Below are 22,951 nucleotides of genomic sequence, written 5' to 3'. Positions count from 1 at the left end.
AATGGATAACAAAAATCATAAATTACTACAGACCTGGCGCTGGTACGGGCCATCTGATCCGGTGAGTCTGCAGGATGTTAAGCAGGCAGGGGCAACAGGAATCGTTACTGCATTGCATCATATCCCACATGGGGAAGTATGGCCATTGGCCGATATTCAGGAACGCAAATCGATTATTGAAGCTGCCGGATTAACCTGGGCAGTAGTGGAAAGTGTACCTGTTCATGAAGCCATTAAAACCCGCAGAGCTGATGCAGATCAGTATATAGAAAACTACAAGGCCAGTCTTAAGAACCTCGCTTCCTGCGGAATTAAAACGGTATGCTACAATTTCATGCCGGTGCTGGACTGGACACGGACGCAGCTGGACCTGACCATGACAGATGGTTCAAAAGCACTTTACTTTAACTGGACAGACCTCGCTGTGTTTGACCTTTTCATCTTAAAAAGAGCAGGAGCAGCGGCAGATTACGACGAAAAGATCCGCATTAAAGCCGAACAACGTTATGCCGGATTAACGCCTTCGGAATTGGATCTGCTCAGGATCAATGTGCTGATGGGCATTCCAAATGAAAAAGAAATCGAACTGGAAGCCTTGCGCAACAGCATCGATGAATATAAAACCATCGGTACAGCCGGACTAAAAGAGAACCTGATCTGGTTTTTAAATGGGATTTCCGGAGTCTGTGAAGAAGAAGGGATCAAAATGACCATTCACCCTGATGATCCGCCTTATCCGATATTGGGTCTTCCGAGAATTGCGAGCACCAAAGCTGATCTGCTGCACATCATCAACAGTGTAAACCAGGAATTTAATGGCATCTGTTTTTGTACCGGTTCTCTGGGGGCAGGCATGGACAATAACCTGCCTGAAATTTTTGAAGCTGTAAAAGGGCGTGTTCATTTCCTACACCTTAGAAATGTGACCAAAGACGAAGAAGGAAACTTCTATGAAGCAGATCATCTTGGTGGTGATGTAAATATGTATGAGGTGATGAAAGCCATCGTAAAGGAAAATGCACTGAGGGGAAACCCCATTCCTTTCCGTCCAGACCATGGTCATCAAATGCTGGACGACCTCAATAAACAGACAAACCCGGGTTATTCGGCAATTGGACGCTTACGCGGACTGGCAGAACTCCGTGGACTGGAATTGGGCATCACCGGAAATTATTAGTTTTTTTGAGAGGAAGCCCTGACGAGGATATTGGTGGCCAGTTTAATGGTTTCAAACTCTTCTGCAGGACCCTTCTGCTCAATTAAAGAAATCAGTTTGGCAGCTGCAAGCTGACCGATCTCAAAAGCTGGCTGATGTATGGTACTCAAAGCAGGGTTCATTGCATCGGCCAGTTCTGTATTGGTAAATCCAATCACCGCAACATCTTTCGGAATATGATGCCCCAGCTTGTTCAATAAGGTCACACACCTGGTCGTGATCTGATCTGTAGCAGTAAAAATGGCATCAGGAGGCTCCGGCAAAGACATATAGAATTTTATGGCTTCTTCCAGATCTGCATTAAGCCTGTTGGTATCGGTATAGTCGCAGGACCTCAGGTAATCTGCTCTGAACTCAATTTTCTGATCAGAAAGCGCAGCTTTATATCCATTCAGACGATCAATGGAAATGCTCAGATTGGTGTTCGTATTTAAGTGCGCAATGCGCTGGTATCCGTTTTTAATCAAGTGCATCGTGGCATCATAGGCACCTTTAAAATTATCAGCACCAACTTTATGGGTATCCATCTGATCCGTTAGCCGGTCAAAAAGAACGACAGGCAAACCCGATGCCTGCAGCGCTTTGAGGTAACTGAAATCAATCGTTTCACAGGCAGGTGAAATGAGCAGGCCGTCGATTCCTCCTGCATATAACAAATCGATACAGGCAATTTCCTGCTGCAACGATTCCTTACTTTGCATGATGATGATCTGATAAGATTTGCCCGTGCTGATCTTATCAATTCCATCCAGCATCTGCGCAATCACATTATTATCAAGGGAGCAAACGATCACACCAATGGACCTGCTTCTGCCTTGCTTTAATCCCTTCGCCATCCGGTTGGGCACATAGTGATGCTCTTTGGCATAAGCCATTACCTTTTTCTTGGTCTCCTCGCCAATTTCGTAACTATCGTTCAGGGCTTTGGATATCGTGGAAGTAGATAGATGGAGCGCTTTCGCAATATCCTTTAAAGTGATACTGTTGTTCATGCCGGTTTCATTTTGAGGTCTAAATTGCAATTATTAGGGGAGATAAGGGCAATGTTTTTTGATATTTCAGTAAATCTTTAATTACAGACAGGCATTCTGGTAAGGTTGAATCCGTATCTCTGCTTTTCAAACGTAAAGCTTTATCCGTTTAATTCAATTGTCATTGTCAGCATAAATTCCCGTTACCCTCCATTTTTTGTAAGGTCAGATACGTATATTTAATGCAGGGCTGTCTGATGTAATAGTATTACATTTTGACTTTACATATCTATTCAGTTTGTGTAAACTTATGGTAGTAATGCTCGTGGACGTTGGCTCCGCAGCTCCGGGGTTGGAAGGTAATTGGAAGGTACCTGGAAGATATCTGAGAGGTAGTTCCGTAGTTATTTAACCTTTCAGATACCTCTCAATAACCTTCCAACTACCTCTCAATAGCGAAGCGTGTATGGAGCGTATACCCAGTGTGTACGAGGGTTGTACAAAACATCAAAAGCTTTCATTTCCCCAAAATCTTTTATATCTTTAATGGAAACGAAATTAACGCTGATTTTATGATGATGAAAAGAACATTGCTTTTATTTTTATTGGTGGTCCTATTTGGATCTATGAAAAAAGAAGCCCCTCAGAAGGTCGTTATCGGCTATGTAGGTGGGTTCAGAGGTCTTGTTAATACAGATGTGATTGCTGCAGAGAAACTTACCCATATCAATTATGCTTTTGTAGATGTGAAGGGCAGCCGCGCATTCCTGACCAATGAAAAAACAGATACCGTTAATTTTCGCAAACTTTTACTCCTCAAAAAGAAAAACCCTGCTTTAAAGATTTTGATTTCGATAGGAGGATGGGCATGGAGTGAGAACTTCTCCGACGCTGTACTTACAGAAAGCTCAAGAGCTGAATTTGCTTCAACTGCGGTAGACATCATCAGAAAGTATCATTTGGATGGCGTAGACATCGACTGGGAATATCCTGCTCAGGCAGGAGAAGAGGGCAATGTGTTCAGACCGGAAGACAAACAGAATTTTACCCTCATGTTTGAAGCCTTAAGAAAAGAACTCGATGTCCTGGAAAAAGAAAGCGGGGCGAAGAAATTGCTGACTACAGCCGTGGGTGGTTTTGCAGAGTTTCTGAACCATACAGAAATGGATAAAGCAGCCACTTACCTGGACTATATCAACCTGATGACCTATGATTTCTATTCCGGAAAAATCGCCGGACATCATACCAACCTGTATCCTTCAAAGATCTATCCAACAGTAAACTCTGCGGATAAAGCCATCAGCGCTTATATCGCTGCAGGGGTACCCGCCTCAAAGCTGGTGATGGGAATTGCCTTTTATGGCAGGAATTCTAAAGTAGCAGAAGGCACAACCACAGGCCTGGGTGCGGGTTATGTAACGGGCGAATTTGGCAGTGGTTTCAGCAAAATCAAGGATAGTCTGATCAATAAACAAGGATTCCGGGAATTTAAAGATCAGGATGCAAAAGCCTCTTATCTTTTTAACGCAACAACCAAAACCCTGATTACCTATGATGATGAATGGTCTGTAAGAGAAAAGTGTAAATATGTGACCAATCAGGGAATGGCGGGGGTAATGTTTTGGGAATATGCTTCAGATCCAAAGGAATACCTGCTGAACGAGATCGTTAAATCGCTGAAATAGTATACAAAAGGACTACTGATACGACCTTAACGCATTTTGATCCTAAATATAAAGGACTAAATTATATCTTTGCGACATTATATATATTTAATATTGTCGACGCGCACATGATAAAGAGAAATTTGAGGTACTTTATATTAATACTATTGGCCAGTGTTTTTTCTTCCTGCTTTCAGATTATAGAAGAAATTAATGTCGCTGCCAATGGCTCAGGGACCGTGAATTTAACTGTAAATCTGAGTGCAAGTAAAACGAAAGTGGCTTCGATTATGCTCTTGGATAGCGTAAACGGCTACAAAGTCCCCTCAAAACAAAAGATTCAGAAGGAAATGGATGAGGTGGTTGCCTATCTGAGAAATTCGCCCGGAATCAGCAATGTCAAAAAAACAGTAGACCTGGAAAACTATATTGCAAGCGTGAGCTTTGCGTTCAAAAATATTTCCAACATCAATAATGTAAATCAGAATGTGCTGAAAAAAATGAAGATTAAAGCGGTCAGTAATTCTTCATATACTTTTAGCCCGGAAACAAATACCTTTCAAAGGAGCTATGCCCATACAAAAGAAGCATTGCTCGAATACAACAAGCTGAAACCCGAAGTTAAAAACGTATTTAAGGAGGCGAGTTATACCAGCATTTACCGCTTTGAAAAACCGGTAAGCAGCAGCTCAAATCCATTGGCCAAAATATCCAAAACAAAAAAAGCAGTGATGCTCAACACTGGAATGATGGGCCTGATCAATGGCAAAACCAATATTTCCAACAAAATTATCCTATCTAAATAAAACAGCTTATATCTATCTAAATTATCAATATCCTCATGAATTACTTTTTTAAATCTGCAATAACCGGAGCTTTTCTTCTGGGTACATTGTCAGTAAATGCACAGGACCTTGTCCGCAAAATCCCTGCTGATGCCATGGCGGTAGCCACCATCAAAGGGAACAACTTCCTTGAACTGATGTCTGTAGAGGAATTCAACAGCACTTTTTTTGGAAAAGAAATGTTTAAGAAACTGAAAGAAGAACAAAACAAGAGCAACTACGCGAGTGTGGAAGATTTTGGCTTTAACCTTGCTTCTTCATTTTATTATTACAACCAAACGAATGATAGTGTCAGTTATAACTGCTTTCTTGCCCCGGTAAAAAATGCCGCTCAGCTAGACAAATTGTTTGGCGAATCAGGGAAGAAAATCATCACCAATGGGAAGCAAAGAACTTTTTTCAATGCCGACTCTACTAAAATTGCACGTTGGGATGATGAAATGTTTCTGATGGTACTGGCAGATGGAAGAAGTGCTTATTTCGATCGCCCGGAGATCCGTCAACGTTTCGGAATGTCAGTTCTTGAACTTCCACAGGAGGCAGTATCAGTCGATTCTACAGCTACGGTAACGGATGCTACGATGGATGTGACTAATGTTGAGCCCGCAGTAGAGGAACCTAAACAAAAAGTCAGGTCAAAAAAGAAGAGCAGCTACCAGTCGAAGTCTAAAAAAACTAAAGGTAAAGGAAAGAAGACAGCTAAAAAATCCAACAGAAAGAAACCGGTAGTAAGAACGGTACCTGTTGAAGAACCAATGGTGGAGTATGCAACCGCTGATGCAGCAGCAGATGCGGCAGTTGCAGTAGCCGACAGTGCTTACTCTTCTGTAGAGTATCAGGACTCTCCATATTACAAAGATAAAATCATACAAAAATCAATCGTAGCACGCTGGAGCACCAAAATACTGGATGAGGCTTTTGCAGGTACAAACCAGGGTTCTATCTTAAAGAATGCAGACTTTGTTAAAAATACAGATCCGAAAGCAGAAGCAACGATCTGGCTTGCAGGTGTAGAGAAACTGGCTAATGCTTATATGCCGGCAACCCCTTATTTTAAAGGTTTCAATTTCCTAAGCGGATATGGATCAGCTAATGCAAAATTGTATCTGGAAGAAAAATCTATCCGCATCAGTTCTGCCATGACCTTCGGTAATGAAATGGGCAGCGTATTGAGAAAAATACAGCAGAGAAAACTGAACAAAACATTTTTGAAATATGTAAATGAAGACAAATTGATTGGCTATATGGCTTATGCAATAGATACCAAAGCTTATTTGCAGGAATACCCTAAACTGGTTTCTCAAATCTACGGATCAATGTATGCGGACGAAATTGGAATGGCAACAGACCTTTTCTCTTTAGTTATAGATGAAGAAGCCATCAGCAAAGTGGTCAAAGGTGATGTCATGTTTGTTTTCAATGGCTTATCACAAAAAGAAGTTTCTTATAAATCTTACGATTACAATGAAGAAAACTTTGAAACTACTGAAGTGATGAAAACCAAAAAAGAGACATTGCCAGATTTTCTTGCAATGATCTCTACGGAAGATACCCGCCTGCTTAATAAATTAATCACTTACGGTGTAAAAAAGGAAGTGGTAAAAAGCAAAAACAGTTATTATGAACTGAGCATTCCTAAAAGCCCGCTTGCCCTGTACTTTGCGATTAAAGATGGGATCATTTTCATAGGTACCAATGGTACTGAAATGGAGCAGATCGTAAGCAATACTTACCAGGCTAAGGTTTCAGGCAGACATAAAACTGCGTTATTAGGAAACAATTATGCCGCTTACTTTAGTCCGAAAAGACTGGCTGGAAAAATCCCTGCGGAAGAGCTTGGCAGTCCGTCTAAAGTGGAGAAAGCAAATAAGACCTTAAATGCCTTGGGTGATATTTATATGAAATCTTATCCAATGAACAGCAATACCTTCTCCGGAGAAATCAGCATGGATACCCCTGCAGATCAGAAAAACTCATTGAAATACCTGTTCTCTGTGATGGAGAGCCTGAAATAGTTTTTAAATGAATAAAATATTAAAAATATCAGCAGCAATAGGAATATTGCTGCTGATTTCTGTTTATGGGTATTTGCAATTCAGGGAATACCGTTCTTATCAGAACAGGATTCATAAGGATGCAGACCTGGTTTTTAAGCTCAATCTGGATGGGCTGTTTAAAACCATGTCGGCAGATTTTATCAGTAATCCTGCCTATTACCTGACTGAAAGCAAAAAGGATTCAACGGACCATAAGAAGGAGGGGAGCAGCTCCCGTGGAATTTCTTTACCAGCGAACATCTTTATCTATACCCTTCATTCCAGGTCTGCAGGGACCTATTTTTGCCTCTTACCCGTAGCGGACAGCCTGGATTTAAAACGATACCTGCAACGTGTGTTTAAGCTGAACGCGTTTAATAAAACAGCGGAAGGATCGGTAACCGGAATATCAGCAGATCAAAAACTGACCGTCATGTACAACGCTGAACACCTGGCGATGGCTTACTCTTTTCAAAAAGAAAACGTAACTGATGTGCTCCATGATTTGCTGGCACAAAAAAACATGATGCCGGATAGCGATCCGAAGATTAAAGTCCTGAAAGATATAAAAGGACATCTTTCCTGGAATGTCAGCACTTACTCCGGAAGCCTCAACTTTAAAGACGGCTTAGCCGAGATCGATAGTACCTTTCCGATTGCTGATCTGGGTGTTCCGGATCAGGGCGCTTACCGGAACAGCTTTGCAGCCGATGCAAATTTGAAGGTCTGGTTAAACGCAAACCTAAGGGGGATTATTAAACACAAAGATCTGAATTTTAAAGATTTCAGTCTGCAGTCTGATAGCTTGTTGAAATACTGGGGGTACACGGCGCTTGAACTGAGAAAGAACATTACACAAAAAGATTCGGTGATTACCTACGAATACAATGACGACTTTGAAAAGGTGGCCACAAAAACAGCTAAAGAAGTTACGGTACCTCATTTAAGACTGAGCATTGGTGCCGGCAATGCTTCAGGCCTGTTAAGATACCTGCAAGAGAAAAACATCATCAACGGATCAGATCAGCTGAACAAACAATTCTTTCCTTTGTACCAGGTTTTTACGTCCGTACAGGATGATGCCCTGCAACTGAGCACGATGGAAAAAGACAGCTTTAGCGCAGAACTGAAATCCAGTCCATATTTCTTTTTTGCAGAGGCAGACCTTAGCAGCATTAAAAAACAACAGCAATTTCCTTTGTTAACCTCCTACCTGGGCCCATTTACCCATTTGAAACTGAGGGCAACTAAAATTGACGTTAAAAATGGACACCTTCAGGGACAGATCGATTTCCAAAAGAAAAACATCAACGCTTTTTCTCAACTCATCAAATAAAATACAGTAAAATATTTACTTTAGAAAAGGCCTTTAAGTATACTTAAAGGCCTTTCTCTTTGTATTTGACAAAGTGATGATATTAATATTCAAAAGCCGCTGTACATTTGCTTAACGGTGTTAAATTATTTACACTATTTAATTTTCTAAAAGAATGGGAAGTAAAGAACGCATACAGAGGTTGAAAGAGGAAACAAGACTCAATATACTAGATGCAGCTCTGGAAATCGTAAAGGAAGATGGATGGCAATCGCTCAGTATGAGAAAGATTGCAGACAAGATCGAATATACTGCACCAATCATTTACGAGTATTTTGCTAATAAAGAGGGGATTCTTCTGGAACTTACAAGAAAAGGATACATCATCTTATTGCAGGAATTAAAAGCAGCAAAAGGCAAGTACCAGCTTCCGGCAGATCAATTGGAAGGAATGTGGCTGGCCTATTGGAATTTTGCCTTTAAATACAAAGAATTGTATCAGCTCATGTATGGCGTAGATATGAACTGTTGCGAGGTTATGAAAGCCTTTCCGGAAGCGGAGGGAACCACAAACATCATTTGTGATACCATTAAGGAACTCATGACGGCCAATCCGATCAACGATGATCTGGTCTGTAGAAAGTACTTCACCTTCTGGTCTGTAGTACACGGCCTGATCTCGATCAACTTTGTAAGAAAGGGCACCGACAATGAAACAAATCAACATATACTACGTGACGCACTCAAAGGAATTATAAAGTACATCAACGATTAAAATCATTTGGCAACGGGTTTTAATCATAATCCGTTTTTTTATTAACAGTTACTTAACGCTGTTAAATTACTTACCCACGTTACACCCTCTTTAAATCAAACATATCATGAAATATTATCCGAAGTCCCCGCAATCACTTAACACTGTTAAACAATCTACTAACGTTATGAAAACATTAATTTTACTTTCCACCGCTATATTTCTCCTTGGCTGTTCCAGCGAATCAGCTCAGGTTGCCGGTACCCCTCCGGCACCATCATTACCCGTAATATCCATCAGCAAAAGCGCAGAGACCACTTATCAGGAATATCCTGCTTCAGTACAGGGTGCTATAGATCTGGAAATTCGTCCTCAGGTAGCTGGTGCCTTAGAGCAGGTATTGGTAAATGAAGGTGCACTTGTTAAAGCAGGACAACCTTTATTCAAAATCAATGCAATGCCATTCCTGGAACAATTGAACAATGCCAAAGCAAATCAGCGTGCTGCCGAAGCCGCTGTACTGAATGCACAGCTTGAAGTCGATAAACTGGTTCCTCTGGTTCAAAATAAAGTAGTGTCAGACATCCAGTTAAAAACAGCAAAAACAGCACTACAGATTGCTGTTGCTACTGTTGCTCAGGCAAAAGCTAGTGTGGGTACCGCACAGATCAATTTAGGTTATACCCTGATCAAAGCTCCGGTAAGCGGATACATTGGCCGTTTACCTAAAAAACAAGGAAGCCTGGTGTCTCCATCAGATGCTTTACCATTGACCAACCTGTCTGACGTACACGAAGTACACGTATATTTTTCTTTAGGCGAAGCAGATTTCATCGGATTCAAAGAGAAATATCCTTCAGCAACAACAGCTGGAAACCTGAAGAACCTGCCTCCGGTAGAATTGGTTTTATCAGACAATGGCACTTACAGCCAAAAAGGTAAAATTGATATGATCGACGGACAGTTCGACAAAACCACTGGTTCGATTACCTTAAGGGCCAGCTTTCCAAATGCTTCAGGTCTGTTGAGATCAGGAAATACAGGTAAAGTAAGGTTGAGCCTGCAACACCAGGATGCCATGATGGTACCTCAGTCGGCCACCGTAGAAGTACAGGATAAAATATTTGTATACGCTGTAGGTAAAGACAACAAGGTAGCTAAACAACCGATTAAAGTAATTGGTACCAGCGGTACAAATTACCTGATCAAAGAGGGCTTACAGTCGGGCGACAGAATTGTGTCAAAAGGAATGGAAATTCTGAAAGACGGCGATGCCATCACTCCTGAAACAGCTAAAGAAGAAAAAACATTAAAAATTGCCGCTAATTAAAACCAGTCATGTTTAAGATATTCATACAAAGACCGGTCCTTGCAACCGTGATCTCTATACTATTAGTGATCTTCGGGGTTCTCGGACTTTCCAAATTACCACTACAACAATTCCCTGATATTGCGCCGCCGGCCGTTCAGGTAATGGCACTATATCCGGGTGCGAATGCGGAAACGGTACTGCGTTCCGTAGCACCTTCACTGGAAGAATCCATCAATGGGGTAGAAGGCATGAGTTACATGAGCTCTACTGCAAGTAACGACGGATCATTAGCCATAACCGTTTACTTTAAGCTGGGAACCGATCCGGATCAGGCTGCTGTAAACGTACAGAACAGGGTTGCCCAAGCCACAAGTCAGCTCCCTGCGGAGGTGGTGCAGGCTGGGGTAACCACTGCCAAACAACAGAACAGTCTGATCATGGTACTGGACATGTATACCGATAAAGAATCGGATTACGACCAGACCTTCCTTGCCAATTATGCGCAGATCAACCTTATTCCGGAAATCAAAAGGATTCCTGGTGTAGGTTCTGCCAGCATCTTCGGTGGAAACAAAGATTACTCGATGAGGGTTTGGTTAAATCCGGCACAAATGGCCAGTTACAACCTGATGCCTAATGAAGTAATGGCTGCCATTCAAAACAAAAACGTAGAAGCTGCTCCCGGAAAATTCGGGGAAAGCAGTAAGAATGCTTTTGAATATGTGATCAAATATAAAGGTAAACTGAATCAGCCTAAGGACTATGAGAACATGGTGATCCGTTCCAACGCGGATGGCTCGATCTTAAGACTTAAAGACGTAGCAAGAGTTGAATTTGGTGCTTATACCTACGGAAGTTTAACCCGTATCAATGGAAAACCAGGGATTGATGTAGGTATCCTGCAACTTGCCGGTTCCAATGCCAATGAGATCCAGATCAAAATCCAGGATTTCATGAAAAAAGCAGAGAAAGATTTCCCTAAAGGGGTAAAATATGATGTACTGTACAGTACTAAAGTATCCCTGGATCAATCCATAGATCAGGTAAAACACACTTTGATCGAGGCATTTATTCTCGTGTTTATTGTCGTGTTTATTTTCCTTCAGGATTTCCGTTCTACCCTGATTCCGGCAATTGCGGTACCGGTAGCGATCATAGGAACGTTCTTCTTCATGCAGCTGTTCGGATTCTCCATCAACCTGCTGACTTTATTTGCACTTGTTTTAGCAATTGGTATTGTGGTCGATGATGCCATTGTGGTGGTCGAGGCGGTGCATGCTAAAATGGAACACCATAATTTACCTCCAAAAGAAGCCACAGCTTCTGCGATGCAGGAGATTACCGGAGCAATCATCTCCATTACCTTAGTCATGTCGGCGGTATTCTTACCGGTAGGTTTCATGGAAGGTTCAACAGGGGTATTCTACAGACAGTTTGCTTTCACCCTGGCGATTGCCATTGTGATCTCTGCCGTAAACGCCCTTACTTTAAGTCCGGCTTTATGTGCCTTGTTCCTTAAAAACCCACATGAACATCAAAATGGGGTAGCAGAAAAGAAATCCTTTAAACAACGTTTCTTTATTGGCTTCAATACAGGTTTCAACAGTCTGACCAACAAATACATTGGTAGTCTGAGGTTCCTGATCCGCTTCAAATGGGTAGGTATTGCAGGTTTAATTCTGATCACCCTTTCTACCATCTGGATGGTGAAAAAAACACCTACAGGATTTATTCCTTCGGAAGATCAGGGCTTTATCGCCATCGCTTTATCTATGCCTGCCGGTGCTTCTCTGGAACGTACCACCGAAGCATTGAAAGAAGCAGAAAAAATCCTGATGCCTCTGGAATCTAACCGTTTGTTAAACGTCCTTTCCGGTTTTAACATCATGACCCAAAGTACCAGCCCTTCGGCCGGGGTAGCTTTCGTATTGTTGAAGCCTACTGAAGAACGTGGTAAATTGAAAGGAATCAACGACATCATGAACGACATCAGAGGCAAACTCTCTACCGTAAAAGGGGCCAACTTCTTTGTCTTCACTTTCCCTACCGTTCCGGGTTTCAGTAATGTGGATGGTCTGGATCTGGTATTACAGGATAAAAGTGGTGGTAAACTGGATAAATTCAGCGGAATCGCCTATAATTTCATTGGGGAATTGATGAAACGTAAAGAAATTGCCGTTGCTTTTACCACCTTTAAAGCAGATTATCCTCAGTTGGAACTGAAAATTGACGATGAAAAAGCAGAACAACTGGGTATCAATACCAAAGACATCCTGCAAACGATGCAGGCGTATTTTGGAAGTGCACAGGCTTCAGATTTTAATCGTTTTGGTAAATATTACAGGGTGATGGTGCAGGCAGATATCGCCGACCGTTCTGACGCTTCTGCAATGGATGCCGTATATGTTAAAAACAAACAGGGCGAAATGGTTCCGATCAGTACGGTAGCTACTTTATCAAGGGTTTATGGTGCTGAAACCGCTTCGAGGTACAACCTCTTCAATTCGATTGGGGTAAACGCCATTGCCAAACCGGGATTCAGTTCCGGTGATGCGATTAAAGCGGTAGAAGAAGTGGCTCAGAAACACCTTCCTTCAGGTTATTCCTTTGAATTCTCAGGTTTAACGAAAGAGGAGATCTCTTCAGGCGGACAGTCAACGGTGATCTTTATTTTATGTCTTGTGTTTGTTTACTTCCTGTTATCTGCACAGTACGAAAGTTATATCCTGCCTTTAGCAGTGGTACTTTCCATCCCTGCAGGTGTATTCGGTGTGTTTGTGGCCATTGGCCTGACCGGAATTGAAAACAACATTTATGTACAGGTAGCACTGGTCATGCTGATCGGTTTGCTGGCAAAAAATGCGATTCTGATCGTGGAATATGCGGTACAACGAAGGAAAGCCGGAAAAACCCTGATTGCTGCTGCTTTGGAAGCTGCGAAATTGCGTTTGCGCCCAATCATCATGACCTCACTTGCCTTTATCGTAGGATTGATTCCGATGATGACCGCAACAGGACCATCAGCCCTGGGTAACCACTCGATTAGTATTGGTGCAGCAGGAGGGATGATCTCGGGAGTAATACTTGGCTTGTTCATCATTCCGGTATTGTTTGTGATCTTCCAGTACCTTCAGGAAAAAGTAAGCGGTAAACCTCCGGTAGTAGAAGAAATCGGTCATGGGGTGACTGTAAATCCAGAAGCCAATATCATCTATTCTTAATCTATTGAATTCATGAAACCTGCATATGCGTTTTGCAGGTTTCATTAACGATAACTCATATATACTAATGAAAACATATATAAACAGACTTGCACCTATCGTAATCCTCGCATTACTTGCCGGCTGTAAAGTTTCAAAAGATGTGGTAATCCCTAAAGCCAGCATTCCTGAAAATTTCAGGAATGCCCCTTCTGCGGATTCAACCAGCATTGCGGGCCTTACGGTCAAACAGTTTTTTACAGATGCGACCCTTCAGAATTTACTGGATACGGCGCTGTTAAGAAATTACGACCTGCAAATTGCCCTGAAAAACATGGAATCTGCCGATTTGTTGTTCAAACAATCCAAATTGGGAAATATTCCGCAACTGAACCTTAACATTACGGCCAATAGCAACCGTCCTTCGGATAACAGTTTGAATGGCTTGAGTACCAGCCAGTTTTTGAAGACCACACATGTGGAAGATTACAATGCGAATCTTGGCCTGAGCTGGGAAGCAGACATCTGGGGTAAAATCAGAAGTCAGAAACAAGCTGCATTGGCTACTTACCTGCAAACCGCAGAAGCAAAAAAAGCAATTCAAACCAGACTGATTGCCAATGTAGCTCAGGGGTATTATCGTTTGTTAATGATGGATGAACAAATGGGCGTTGCAAAAAGGAACCTGGCATTAAGCGATAGTACTTTAAGGATCATCAACATGCAGTTTGATGCCGGACAGGTAACTTCACTGGCCATTCAGCAGGCACAGGCACAACAATTGGTTGCCGCACAGCTGATCCCTGAACTGGAGCAAAACATCAGCATTCAGGAAAATGCCATACGCATTTTAGCAGGTCAGTTGCCTGGTTCAGTCAGCAGAACAGCAAGCCTGAACAAGATTGCTTTCCCTGAACAGCTTTCCTCAGGTTTTCCATCTGCTATGGTAGGCAGAAGACCGGATGTGAGAAGTGCTGAACTTTCTTTAAATATTTCCAATGCTCAGGTAGGTATTGCCAAAGCCAGTTTATATCCATCATTGAGCATTACTGCAAGTGCCGGCCTCAACTCCTTTAAAGCAAGTAACTGGTTCAATATTCCGGCTTCTTTATTTGGAACAGTGGCAGGAGGGCTTACCCAACCGATTTTTCAGCGTAAACAGTTGAGAACTCAATATGAAACGGCAAAGATCGAGCGCGAAAAAACAGTGATTCAATTCAGACAATCGGTATTGGTTGCGGTAGGAGAAGTCTCTGATGAACTGGTAAAAATTGAAAAACTGAAACAGCAATATACCATTGCCCAAACCAGGGTCAGCACTTTACAGCAAGCGGTAAAAAATGCCAACCTCCTGTTTAAAAACGGAATGGCAAATTACCTGGAGGTGATCACTGCACAAAGCAATTCTCTTCAAAGTGAGTTGGAGCTTGCCAGCATAAAAACAGCACAATTAAATGCTTCAGTAGAACTTTACCGTTCTCTGGGAGGCGGAATTTAGTCCGCATTGCGATGTCTGGTAAAATTTTACATCGCAGAATGATAAAATTAAAGTTTTAATTATTTAACATTGGCCTTTATATGATCTTTTATAAAGGCCGTGTTATTTAATAGACCCGAAGGTTATACCGAACAAGAATTGCTGGAAGAAGTTGCAGGGGGCAATGAATCCGCGTTTAACCTGTTGTACGATAAGTATGCGGGTAAGGTGTATGCTATGGGCATGAAATACCTTAAATCCCCCTTTCTCGCTCAGGATGCAGTACAGGAGATCTTTGTGAAAGTCTGGAACAACAGCGCGCAATTGCCTTACCTGAAAAGTTTTCCTGCCTGGCTGACTACCGTTTCCAGAAATCAGCTCATCAATGAACTTCAGAAGGAGATTCCAATGGAACCCCTGGAAGCATTTCATGCAGAAGAGCCGTCCTCAGCTGAACGCTCAACCGGTACAGATATTGATTTTCGGGAACTGGAACAACTCATTAAAAAAGGAGTAGACAGCCTTTCCCCACGTCAGCAGCAAATCTATAAGCTGAGCAGGGAAGAAGGCCTGAGCCATAAACAGATTGCAGATCAGTTACACATTTCCTATGATGTGGTCCGGGAACACATGAGCAAAGCCCTGAAGAATCTCCGCAGTTTTCTGGAACACAATTACCACTATATGTTACTGTTATGGCTATTTTCCAGAAATAATTAAAAAAAATACAAATCATACCCCCACAACTTTTCCTTTGAACTGTCTATATAAATGTAATGACACCAGAAAGATTCAAATCACTTTTAGCAGGGTACCATTCAGGAACCTTAACTGTAGCTGAAAAGCAACAGCTGATAGCGCTATTGCATGATTCACAGTACCGTGATCAACTGGAAAGTCTTTTTACAGAAGATTTGTCCACAGATGATGTGCTTCATGCCGCTGATGATGTTTCCCAGGTTACTGCAGGAAAAGAAGAACTGGATATGGTTTATGAACGCATTAAACTGCAAACTGAAGAGGAAGAAAGTGAGGTCATCGGATTTCGTCCTTACGCGAGATGGGCTGCAGCAGCAATGGTATTCATTTCGCTGGCGTTTGGCGCTTATTACCTGAATTCAAAATACAATAAGTCCGTGCTTCCGCTTGAGTTTGCCGGACAAAAAGGAGAATACATTAAGCCTGGTGGCAATAAGGCGGTACTTACCCTTTCAGACGGTTCGCATATTACGCTGGATGATGTGGCCAATGGAGAGATTGCTAAGGAGTCCGGTGTACAGATTACCAAAACCGCAGACGGAAGGTTGTTGTATACCCTTAGACAGGGATTAAGCCATGTAAAAGTAGGCTATAATACCATTGCGACCCCTAAAGGCGGACAATACCGCATCGCACTTCCTGATGGAACCATGGTCTGGTTAAATGCAGCTTCTTCACTGAAATATCCATCCGCATTTACAGGTAGGGAAAGAAAAGTAGAATTGACTGGTGAAGCTTACTTCGAAGTGGCGAAAAACAAACAAATGCCTTTCAGGGTGAAGACGCAGCAACAGGAAGTTGAAGTGCTTGGAACTCATTTCAACATCAATGCTTACGACGATGAACATGGTGTAAGGACCACTTTAATTGAGGGAAGCGTAAAAGTGACACTTCCTTCCAGTAAATCTGCGATCCTTAAACCGGGAGATCAGTCAGAGGTCGTAACAGACATAAAGGTAAGTCAGGTGGATGCCAGTGCGGTGATTGATTGGAAACAAGGTTTATTTTGGTTTAATGATGAAAGCATATATAGCATTATGCGTCAGTTTTCAAGATGGTATAATATAGAGGTAGAATATAGGGGAGATGTGAGCAATATCCGTTTTGGCGGACAAGTATCGAGGATGAAAAATTTATCACAGGTACTCCGGATCATGGAACTGACAAAATCCATTCAGTTTAAAGTAGAAGGGAATAAAATTATTGTGATGCCTTATCATGAACAAAATATAAAATAAAACAACTTTAAGTTAATAAAGATAACCACCATAGCTATGGTAATATTTAAGTTTGCTAACACATAAAAAAACAACAACATGAAAAACCTATTCTTATTTGCTGTCGGACTATTCTTCAGTATGACCGCGAGCAGCCAGATTCTAAAACCTGTAAAATGGAGTTATGCCGCTAAAAAAACATCTAAAACTGAAGCCACATTATACCTTAAGGCGAGCATCGAAGAAGGATGGCATTTGTATTCACAAAATATTCCTGATGGAGGTCCTGTAAAAACATCTTTCAAATTTACACCTGCAAAGACTTATAAGCTGAATGGTAAAGCAATAGAACCAAAACCCATCGTTAAGTTCGAAAAAGCTTTCGATATGAATGTAGGTTATTTTGAGAATTCAGTAATCTTCCAGCAGAAAATCAAATTAACCGGAGCAGCAGCTACAGTTAAGGGGACTTTAGAGTATATGGTTTGCGACGATTCTCAATGTCTTCCTCCGGAAACTGTTGAATTTTCTATCCCTGTAAAGTAAGCAGAAAATGATTTTAAATAACTATCAGACGAGCATAAAAATGCTCGTCATGGGAATACTCATGTTTTTTTTGACGGTTACAACAGCCCGGTCGCAGGAGACAGACAGCTCCTTAAATGACATTGAATTCACTGAAATTAAGCCGGATAGCGGGGTAAGGGACAGTATTACCGCCACGATTGTCAGCCCGGCTAAGCAAAGTGCTGATGTTGCCGGGCCGGACAAAAATCTGCTGAAAAAAGAAGAAAAACAAGGATTAACCGGAATTTTCATCGCAGGATTTATCGGAGGTCTGGCCGCATTGCTGATGCCTTGTATTTTTCCGATGCTTCCATTAACGGTCAGCTTTTTTACTAAGGGAAGTCAGACCAAGGGTAAGGCAGTCAGCCGGGCAATGTTTTACGGCTTGTCTATCATCGTGATCTATGTGGTACTGGGCTTACTGGTAACGGTGCTTTTTGGTCCGGATGCGCTCAATAGCTTGTCTACAAACGGTATTTTTAACTTCCTGTTCTTTATCTTACTCCTGATCTTTGCGATCTCCTTTCTTGGGGCCTTTGAAATCACACTCCCTTCGTCATGGGTAAACAAAATGGATGCGAACTCCGATAAAGGTGGCCTTGCCGGCTTGTTCTTTATGGCAGGTACACTGGCCCTGGTTTCCTTCTCCTGTACTGGTCCGATTATCGGGACCTTATTGGTACAGGCTGCAACCAGTGGTGCATTGCTTGGCCCGGCGGTAGGTATGTTCGGGTTCTCTTTTGCCCTGGCCATTCCATTTGCTTTATTTGCATTGTTCCCATCCTGGTTAAGCGCCCTGCCTAAATCAGGAGGCTGGCTAAACAGTGTGAAAGTGGTTCTGGGTTTTCTGGAACTGGCATTGGCCATGAAATTTTTAAGCAATGTAGATCTTGCTTACCACTGGAACTGGTTCGACAGAGAAGTTTTTCTGGTGCTTTGGATTGTGATTTTTGGATTGATGGGCTTATACCTGCTTGGAAAATTAAAATTCTCCCATGACAGCCCTGTAAATTTCATTTCTGTTCCAAGGTTATTGATTGCCATTGTGGTCCTGTCATTTACAGTTTACATGATTCCCGGATTATGGGGAGCACCACTGAAATCTGTATCTGCATTCCTTCCGCCGCAGGCGACTCAGGATTTTGACCTCTATACCGCTACATTGACAGGCGGCTCTTCTGGTCATACGATAAAGCATGAAGAAGGCCCTCATAAATATTCTGACATCTTTCATGCCCCTTTAAATCTGAATGTATTTTTTGATTATGAGGAGGGAGTGGCTTATGCGAAGAAAGTAAAGAAACCTGTTCTTCTGGATTTTACGGGACATGCTTGCGTAAACTGCAGGGAGATGGAGGCCAATGTATGGTCTGTTAAAGAGATTTTTTCTAAACTCAATAACGATTATGTCATCATCCAGTTATATGTGGATGATAAAACAGAATTGATGGAAAATGAAAAATTTAAATCAAAGTTTAGCGGCCGTGATGTGAAAACACTGGGAAACAAATGGAGCGATTTTCAGGCTTCCAGATTCAACTCAAATTCACAGCCATTTTATGTTTTGCTTGGGCATGATGAACAATTGCTGAGCCCACCTACAGGTGCTGTCAAAGCTGGGGAATACCTTGAATTCCTCGATAGTGGCTTAAAGACTTTCAATAAATAATTGAAAATTTAGGTTAAATAGTTAATAGTAAAAACGATGGTGTGGTGGATGCTGACCATCGTTTTAAAATGTCATCCACAACATGAAACAACCTGTTCCGGTAAAAGGAACGAATATATCTAAAACTCAATTACAACGAATGAAAAGATTAAGTTTGATCACGCTGGTGCTTTTAGGCACTGGTTTTCAAGGTTTCACACAACAACGAAACCCAAAGAAAAATGCACCTTCTGCGGTAAGCCCGGCGGCAAATCCAAATGCGGTGAACCGTCCGCCTGCAGGAAACGGCCCCAAGCCTTATGCTGAAGTGATCACTGCCAAAGCAAAAACAGATAAAGGTCTGTTTAAAGTACATAACGTAGAAGACCGGTATTTCTTTGAGATCCCGGATTCACTGATGAACAGAGAGATTCTGATCGTAAACAGGATCAGCAAAGCCGCTGCCGGAAACCGTTCTCAAATGATGGGTTATGGTGGCGATCAGATTGGCGACAATGTCATTTCCTTTCAGAAAGGTCCTGCCAACAAACTGTTTCTAAAAAGCATTTCTTTTGGAGAGCGTTCTCAGGATACCACTGCTCAGGGATTATACAAGTCGGTCATGAATTCAAATGTGCAGCCATTGGTGGCCTCATTTGACATCAAAGCATTGGCTAAAGATTCTGTTTCGGGTGCCAAAGGGGTGGTGATAGATGTCACTGATTACATGAACAGTGATAACGAGATTTTCTTTTTTGATCCTTCCGTGAAAAAAGCATTGTCATTGGGCGGAATGATGGCCGACAGAAGCTACATCAAAGAGATTAAAGCTTATCCGCTGAACATTGAGATCCGGACTTTGAAGACTTATTCGAAGTCGGCTCCTCAGATGCCTGGCGGAATGGGCGGTGCACCAAGCGCAACCCCGGCAACTTACGAACTGAATAGTTCTATGGTTTTATTGCCTTCCTCACAGATGAAAGCCAGGTATTTCGATCCCCGTGTTGGTTATTTCGCTACCGGTTTTGTTGACTTTGACTCAAATCCTCAGGGCGTAAAGAACCTGTCCCTGATCACCAGATGGAGATTGGAACCTAAGGCCGAAGATGTAGAGAAATACAAAAGAGGTGAACTGGTAGAGCCAAAAAAGCAAATCGTTTATTACATCGACCCTGCAACACCAAAAAAATGGGTGCCATACCTGATGCAAGGAGTAAATGACTGGCAGATTGCTTTTGAGAAAGCCGGATTCAAAAATGCAATTGTAGCGAAAGAAGCACCAACTGATCCGTCATGGAGCATTGAGGATGCCAGACATAACGTTATTGTATACAAACCTTCTGATATTCCAAATGCAAGCGGACCACACGTCCATGACCCTCGCACCGGAGAAATTCTGGAAACCCATGTAAACTGGTATCACAATGTCATGCTGATCCTTAGAAACTGGTACCTGATCCAGGCGGCGGCAGTTGACCCTGCGGCAAGAAAGATGACTTTTGACGACAAATTGATGGGTGAGCTCATCCGTTTTGTCTCTTCTCATGAGATTGGACATACCTTAGGTCTGCGCCATAACTTTGGTTCTTCGGCAACAGTACCGGTAGAAAAATTAAGAGACAAACAATGGGTAGAGAAAAACGGACATACGCCTTCGATCATGGATTATGCGCGTTTTAACTATGTAGCTCAACCTGAAGACAACATCAGTTCCAAAGGAATCTTCCCAAGAATCGGTGATTATGATCTATGGGCAATAGAATGGGGTTACAAATGGATGCCTGAATTTAAAGGACCACAGGAAGAACTTGCCATTTCCAATAAAACGATCATCAACAGGATCTCCGGAAATAAAAGACTTGCTTTTGGAACAGAAAGCGATGCCAATGATCCACGTAACCAAAATGAAGATCTTGGCGACAATGCCATGCTGGCCTCTGCTTACGGAATTAAAAACTTAAAACGCATTTTACCTAATCTGCTTACCTGGAGTAAAGAGCCGAATGAAGGCTATCAGAACGCTAAAACCTTATATGGCGAACTGGTAGGTCAATACGGCCGTTACATGGGACATGTAGCTAAAAATATCGGCGGTATTTATACTACTCCTAAAACGGTAGAAGAAAGCGGCGCTTCTTTTGTTGCTGTTCCATTTGCCACGCAAAAGGAAGCAATGACCTTTTTGAATGCACAGTTATTCAATAGCCCAACCTGGCTGATCAACAAAGAGTTAATAGAGCGTACCGGAATTAATCCTGTAGATGTTTTTCAGGGGATTCAGAAAAACACTTTAGCCAGATTCCTGAATGCCAATACCATTGGTAAACTGATCAATGCAGAAGTAATGAACGGTGCCAAAGCCTATACTGCGGAGCATCTGTTTGCCGACCTTAAAAACGGAATCTGGTCTGAATTACGCAGCCATAAAAACATAGATGTATACAGAAGAAACCTTCAAAAAGCTTATGTAGATAATTTAAGTAAGCTGATGGTTGCACCAGCTTCGGCAGCTCCGGGAGGTTTCCCTGGAATGAGATCTGCCGATCCTACAAGTACTGATGTATCCAGCATTAGCCGTGCACAAATGACCGGTTTGGCGAAAGATATCCGCCTTGCCATTCCTGCGGCAACAGGCTTAAGTAAATACCATTTACAGGATCTGTTGGTGCGCATCAACAACGCATTGAATCCGAAATCGTAATTATTTAAGCATAAAGAAGGCCATCTCTGATTTAGCATCATTATAAGCTAAACCGGAGATGGCCTTTTTTATGCATTAACAAATGCTGTTTTTTATGCCTTAACGAATGCTGGTTGTTTATGAGTGCTTACCGCAATTCTGTTCCAGGCATTAATTGTTACAATCGCCATGATAATTTCAGACAACTCCTGTTCAGAGAACAATTCAGCGGCACGCGCATAGGTCTGCTCCGACACGCCACCTGATGCAATTAGGGTAACTTCTTCTGTTAAAGCAAGTATGGCCATTTCTTCTTCAGTAAAAAATGAGGTTTCTCTCCAGGCGCTTAAGGTGTAGAGGCGTTGTTCTGTTTCACCATAACCTCTTGCATCACGGGTATGCATGTCCAGACAAAAAGCACAGCCGTTTATTTGTGAAGCCCTGATTTTAATCAGTTCTTTATGAGTTTTGCTGAGAGAACTATCGTTTAAAACATTCTCCAGCGCAAACATTCCCTGATAAGCTTTAGGATTAACTTTTTGGATATCGATTCTTTGTTTCATCAGTATGTAGTTGTTTTTTAAATGAGTTTTAATTTACATCTCAAAGGTCAGCATAAAAGGGCTAAAAAAAACTTAACCTGGTTTAAGAAATCTTCCTTGTGCCTTTTGCTCTGATTTTACTTAAAAATTCGGGAGTAAAGCCCAGATAGGAAGCCAGCATGTATTGTGGGATCCTTTGGACAAACTGAGGGAAAGCAGCACTAAAATGATAGTATTGCTCTTCTCTGGATAAAGTATAATCATATTTTTTTCTCATCTGACTGGCAGAGTAGCCCCGCTGCATCATCAACCGGAAATAACGTTCCAGTTTAGGCACCTCATCAAATAGTCCTTCCTGAATCGCTTTTTCTACCGCAATGACTTCTGATGCTTCCACCGCCTGAATCTGAAATCCGGATGGTTTGCCATTCTCCAGGCTTGTATAATCACTGATCCACCAGTTCTCGATGGCAAACTGAATTGTTTGTTCGACTCCTTTATCGTCAAAAAAACACATCCTCAAACATCCTTTAACGATGAAATAATTGGCCTGACAAACCTTACCCTCCGCCAATACTACTTCTTTTTTTTTCAGATGGAGGTATTTCAGTTTTTTGGTAATGAGCTGTTTTTCATTTTCATCCAGAGGGATGTACTTGTGAATATGATCGAAAAGAGGATGGAACATGAATTGTCTTTTTCAAGGCAAGATAAGGAATTGTTCCTGTTTTTTAAATGAAACAAGAGG

General features: G+C 42.0%; 17 protein-coding genes. 14 read left to right on the top strand and 3 right to left on the bottom strand.

Annotation, left to right across the window (positions count from 1 at the left end; genetic code table 11):
• Window position 1 precedes the first annotated feature (1 nt).
• Window positions 2–1,177: a mannonate dehydratase gene (gene uxuA / locus BUC20_RS04920; RefSeq protein ID WP_073228127.1), complete on the top strand. Its 1,176-nt coding sequence runs from the start codon at window positions 2–4 to the stop codon at window positions 1,175–1,177.
• Here uxuA and BUC20_RS04915 read toward each other — a convergent pair.
• Entirely contained in the window at window positions 1,174–2,208 is a 1,035-nt protein-coding gene (locus BUC20_RS04915; protein ID WP_073228126.1) for a LacI family DNA-binding transcriptional regulator, read from the bottom strand. The two genes, uxuA and BUC20_RS04915, sit on opposite strands and share 4 nt — an antisense overlap.
• A 605-nt stretch (window positions 2,209–2,813) precedes the next feature.
• On the opposite strand from BUC20_RS04915, the gene BUC20_RS04910 reads away from it, so the two are divergent.
• From BUC20_RS04910 to BUC20_RS04850, 13 genes are all read left to right on the top strand, one after another.
• Window positions 2,814–3,872, top strand: coding sequence for a glycoside hydrolase family 18 protein (locus BUC20_RS04910; RefSeq protein WP_084528638.1), 1,059 nt, complete (start codon window positions 2,814–2,816; stop codon window positions 3,870–3,872).
• A gap of 107 nt (window positions 3,873–3,979) precedes the next feature.
• Complete coding sequence (locus tag BUC20_RS04905; RefSeq protein WP_073228123.1) at window positions 3,980–4,657, top strand: hypothetical protein; 678 nt, start codon at window positions 3,980–3,982, stop codon at window positions 4,655–4,657.
• Window positions 4,658–4,692: 35 nt separating this feature from the next.
• Window positions 4,693–6,711 (top strand): hypothetical protein, encoded by a 2,019-nt coding sequence (locus tag BUC20_RS04900; RefSeq protein ID WP_073228121.1) that lies wholly within the window; start codon window positions 4,693–4,695, stop codon window positions 6,709–6,711.
• A gap of 7 nt (window positions 6,712–6,718) precedes the next feature.
• Complete coding sequence (locus tag BUC20_RS04895) at window positions 6,719–8,068, top strand: hypothetical protein (protein WP_073228118.1); 1,350 nt, start codon at window positions 6,719–6,721, stop codon at window positions 8,066–8,068.
• Window positions 8,069–8,222: 154 nt separating this feature from the next.
• Entirely contained in the window at window positions 8,223–8,822 is a 600-nt protein-coding gene (locus tag BUC20_RS04890) for a TetR/AcrR family transcriptional regulator (RefSeq protein WP_073228115.1), read from the top strand.
• Between the two features lie 166 nt (window positions 8,823–8,988).
• Complete coding sequence (locus BUC20_RS04885; RefSeq protein ID WP_073228112.1) at window positions 8,989–10,131, top strand: efflux RND transporter periplasmic adaptor subunit; 1,143 nt, start codon at window positions 8,989–8,991, stop codon at window positions 10,129–10,131.
• An 8-nt stretch (window positions 10,132–10,139) separates the two neighbouring features.
• On the top strand, window positions 10,140–13,334 hold the full coding sequence (locus BUC20_RS04880) for an efflux RND transporter permease subunit (protein ID WP_073228111.1): 3,195 nt from the start codon (window positions 10,140–10,142) through the stop codon (window positions 13,332–13,334).
• 67 nt (window positions 13,335–13,401) lie between these two features.
• Window positions 13,402–14,811 carry an efflux transporter outer membrane subunit gene (locus BUC20_RS04875; protein ID WP_073228108.1) on the top strand — a complete coding sequence of 470 codons (1,410 nt, stop codon included), beginning with the start codon at window positions 13,402–13,404 and terminating at the stop codon, window positions 14,809–14,811.
• Between the two features lie 99 nt (window positions 14,812–14,910).
• On the top strand, window positions 14,911–15,510 hold the full coding sequence (locus BUC20_RS04870) for an RNA polymerase sigma factor (protein WP_073228105.1): 600 nt from the start codon (window positions 14,911–14,913) through the stop codon (window positions 15,508–15,510).
• Window positions 15,511–15,566: 56 nt separating this feature from the next.
• On the top strand, window positions 15,567–16,787 hold the full coding sequence (locus BUC20_RS04865; protein WP_073228103.1) for a FecR family protein: 1,221 nt from the start codon (window positions 15,567–15,569) through the stop codon (window positions 16,785–16,787).
• 78 nt (window positions 16,788–16,865) lie between these two features.
• Window positions 16,866–17,312: a protein-disulfide reductase DsbD N-terminal domain-containing protein gene (locus BUC20_RS04860; RefSeq protein ID WP_073228100.1), complete on the top strand. Its 447-nt coding sequence runs from the start codon at window positions 16,866–16,868 to the stop codon at window positions 17,310–17,312.
• Between the two features lie 49 nt (window positions 17,313–17,361).
• Window positions 17,362–19,002 (top strand): protein-disulfide reductase DsbD family protein, encoded by a 1,641-nt coding sequence (locus BUC20_RS04855; RefSeq protein ID WP_234994448.1) that lies wholly within the window; start codon window positions 17,362–17,364, stop codon window positions 19,000–19,002.
• Between the two features lie 139 nt (window positions 19,003–19,141).
• The gene (locus tag BUC20_RS04850; protein ID WP_073229497.1) at window positions 19,142–21,682 is read left to right on the top strand and encodes a zinc-dependent metalloprotease; all 2,541 of its coding nucleotides are present in this window, start codon (window positions 19,142–19,144) and stop codon (window positions 21,680–21,682) included.
• A gap of 92 nt (window positions 21,683–21,774) precedes the next feature.
• On the opposite strand, the gene BUC20_RS04845 is transcribed toward BUC20_RS04850, so the two are convergent.
• Complete coding sequence (locus tag BUC20_RS04845) at window positions 21,775–22,224, bottom strand: carboxymuconolactone decarboxylase family protein (protein ID WP_073228095.1); 450 nt, start codon at window positions 22,222–22,224, stop codon at window positions 21,775–21,777.
• 82 nt (window positions 22,225–22,306) lie between these two features.
• Entirely contained in the window at window positions 22,307–22,891 is a 585-nt protein-coding gene (locus BUC20_RS04840; RefSeq protein WP_073228092.1) for a Crp/Fnr family transcriptional regulator, read from the bottom strand.
• Window positions 22,892–22,951: the final 60 nt, after the last annotated feature.

This window comes from Pedobacter caeni (genome assembly GCF_900129215.1).
GTDB lineage: Bacteria > Bacteroidota > Bacteroidia > Sphingobacteriales > Sphingobacteriaceae > Pedobacter > Pedobacter caeni.
Note: the sequence above shows the minus strand (reverse complement) of the source record. Positions and strands in the feature narration are given on the sequence as shown.

Bases quoted from the DNA above. Each gene is read 5' to 3' on its own strand.
- uxuA (WP_073228127.1), top strand. From the start codon at position 2: ATGGATAACAAAAATCATAAATTACTACAGACCTGGCGCTGGTACGGG.
- BUC20_RS04915 (WP_073228126.1), bottom strand. From the start codon at position 2,208: ATGAACAACAGTATCACTTTAAAGGATATTGCGAAAGCGCTCCATCTA.
- BUC20_RS04910 (WP_084528638.1), top strand. From the start codon at position 2,814: ATGAAAAAAGAAGCCCCTCAGAAGGTCGTTATCGGCTATGTAGGTGGG.
- BUC20_RS04905 (WP_073228123.1), top strand. From the start codon at position 3,980: ATGATAAAGAGAAATTTGAGGTACTTTATATTAATACTATTGGCCAGT.
- BUC20_RS04900 (WP_073228121.1), top strand. From the start codon at position 4,693: ATGAATTACTTTTTTAAATCTGCAATAACCGGAGCTTTTCTTCTGGGT.
- BUC20_RS04895 (WP_073228118.1), top strand. From the start codon at position 6,719: ATGAATAAAATATTAAAAATATCAGCAGCAATAGGAATATTGCTGCTG.
- BUC20_RS04890 (WP_073228115.1), top strand. From the start codon at position 8,223: ATGGGAAGTAAAGAACGCATACAGAGGTTGAAAGAGGAAACAAGACTC.
- BUC20_RS04885 (WP_073228112.1), top strand. From the start codon at position 8,989: ATGAAAACATTAATTTTACTTTCCACCGCTATATTTCTCCTTGGCTGT.
- BUC20_RS04880 (WP_073228111.1), top strand. From the start codon at position 10,140: ATGTTTAAGATATTCATACAAAGACCGGTCCTTGCAACCGTGATCTCT.
- BUC20_RS04875 (WP_073228108.1), top strand. From the start codon at position 13,402: ATGAAAACATATATAAACAGACTTGCACCTATCGTAATCCTCGCATTA.
- BUC20_RS04865 (WP_073228103.1), top strand. From the start codon at position 15,567: ATGACACCAGAAAGATTCAAATCACTTTTAGCAGGGTACCATTCAGGA.
- BUC20_RS04860 (WP_073228100.1), top strand. From the start codon at position 16,866: ATGAAAAACCTATTCTTATTTGCTGTCGGACTATTCTTCAGTATGACC.
- BUC20_RS04855 (WP_234994448.1), top strand. From the start codon at position 17,362: ATGGGAATACTCATGTTTTTTTTGACGGTTACAACAGCCCGGTCGCAG.
- BUC20_RS04850 (WP_073229497.1), top strand. From the start codon at position 19,142: ATGAAAAGATTAAGTTTGATCACGCTGGTGCTTTTAGGCACTGGTTTT.
- BUC20_RS04845 (WP_073228095.1), bottom strand. From the start codon at position 22,224: ATGAAACAAAGAATCGATATCCAAAAAGTTAATCCTAAAGCTTATCAG.
- BUC20_RS04840 (WP_073228092.1), bottom strand. From the start codon at position 22,891: ATGTTCCATCCTCTTTTCGATCATATTCACAAGTACATCCCTCTGGAT.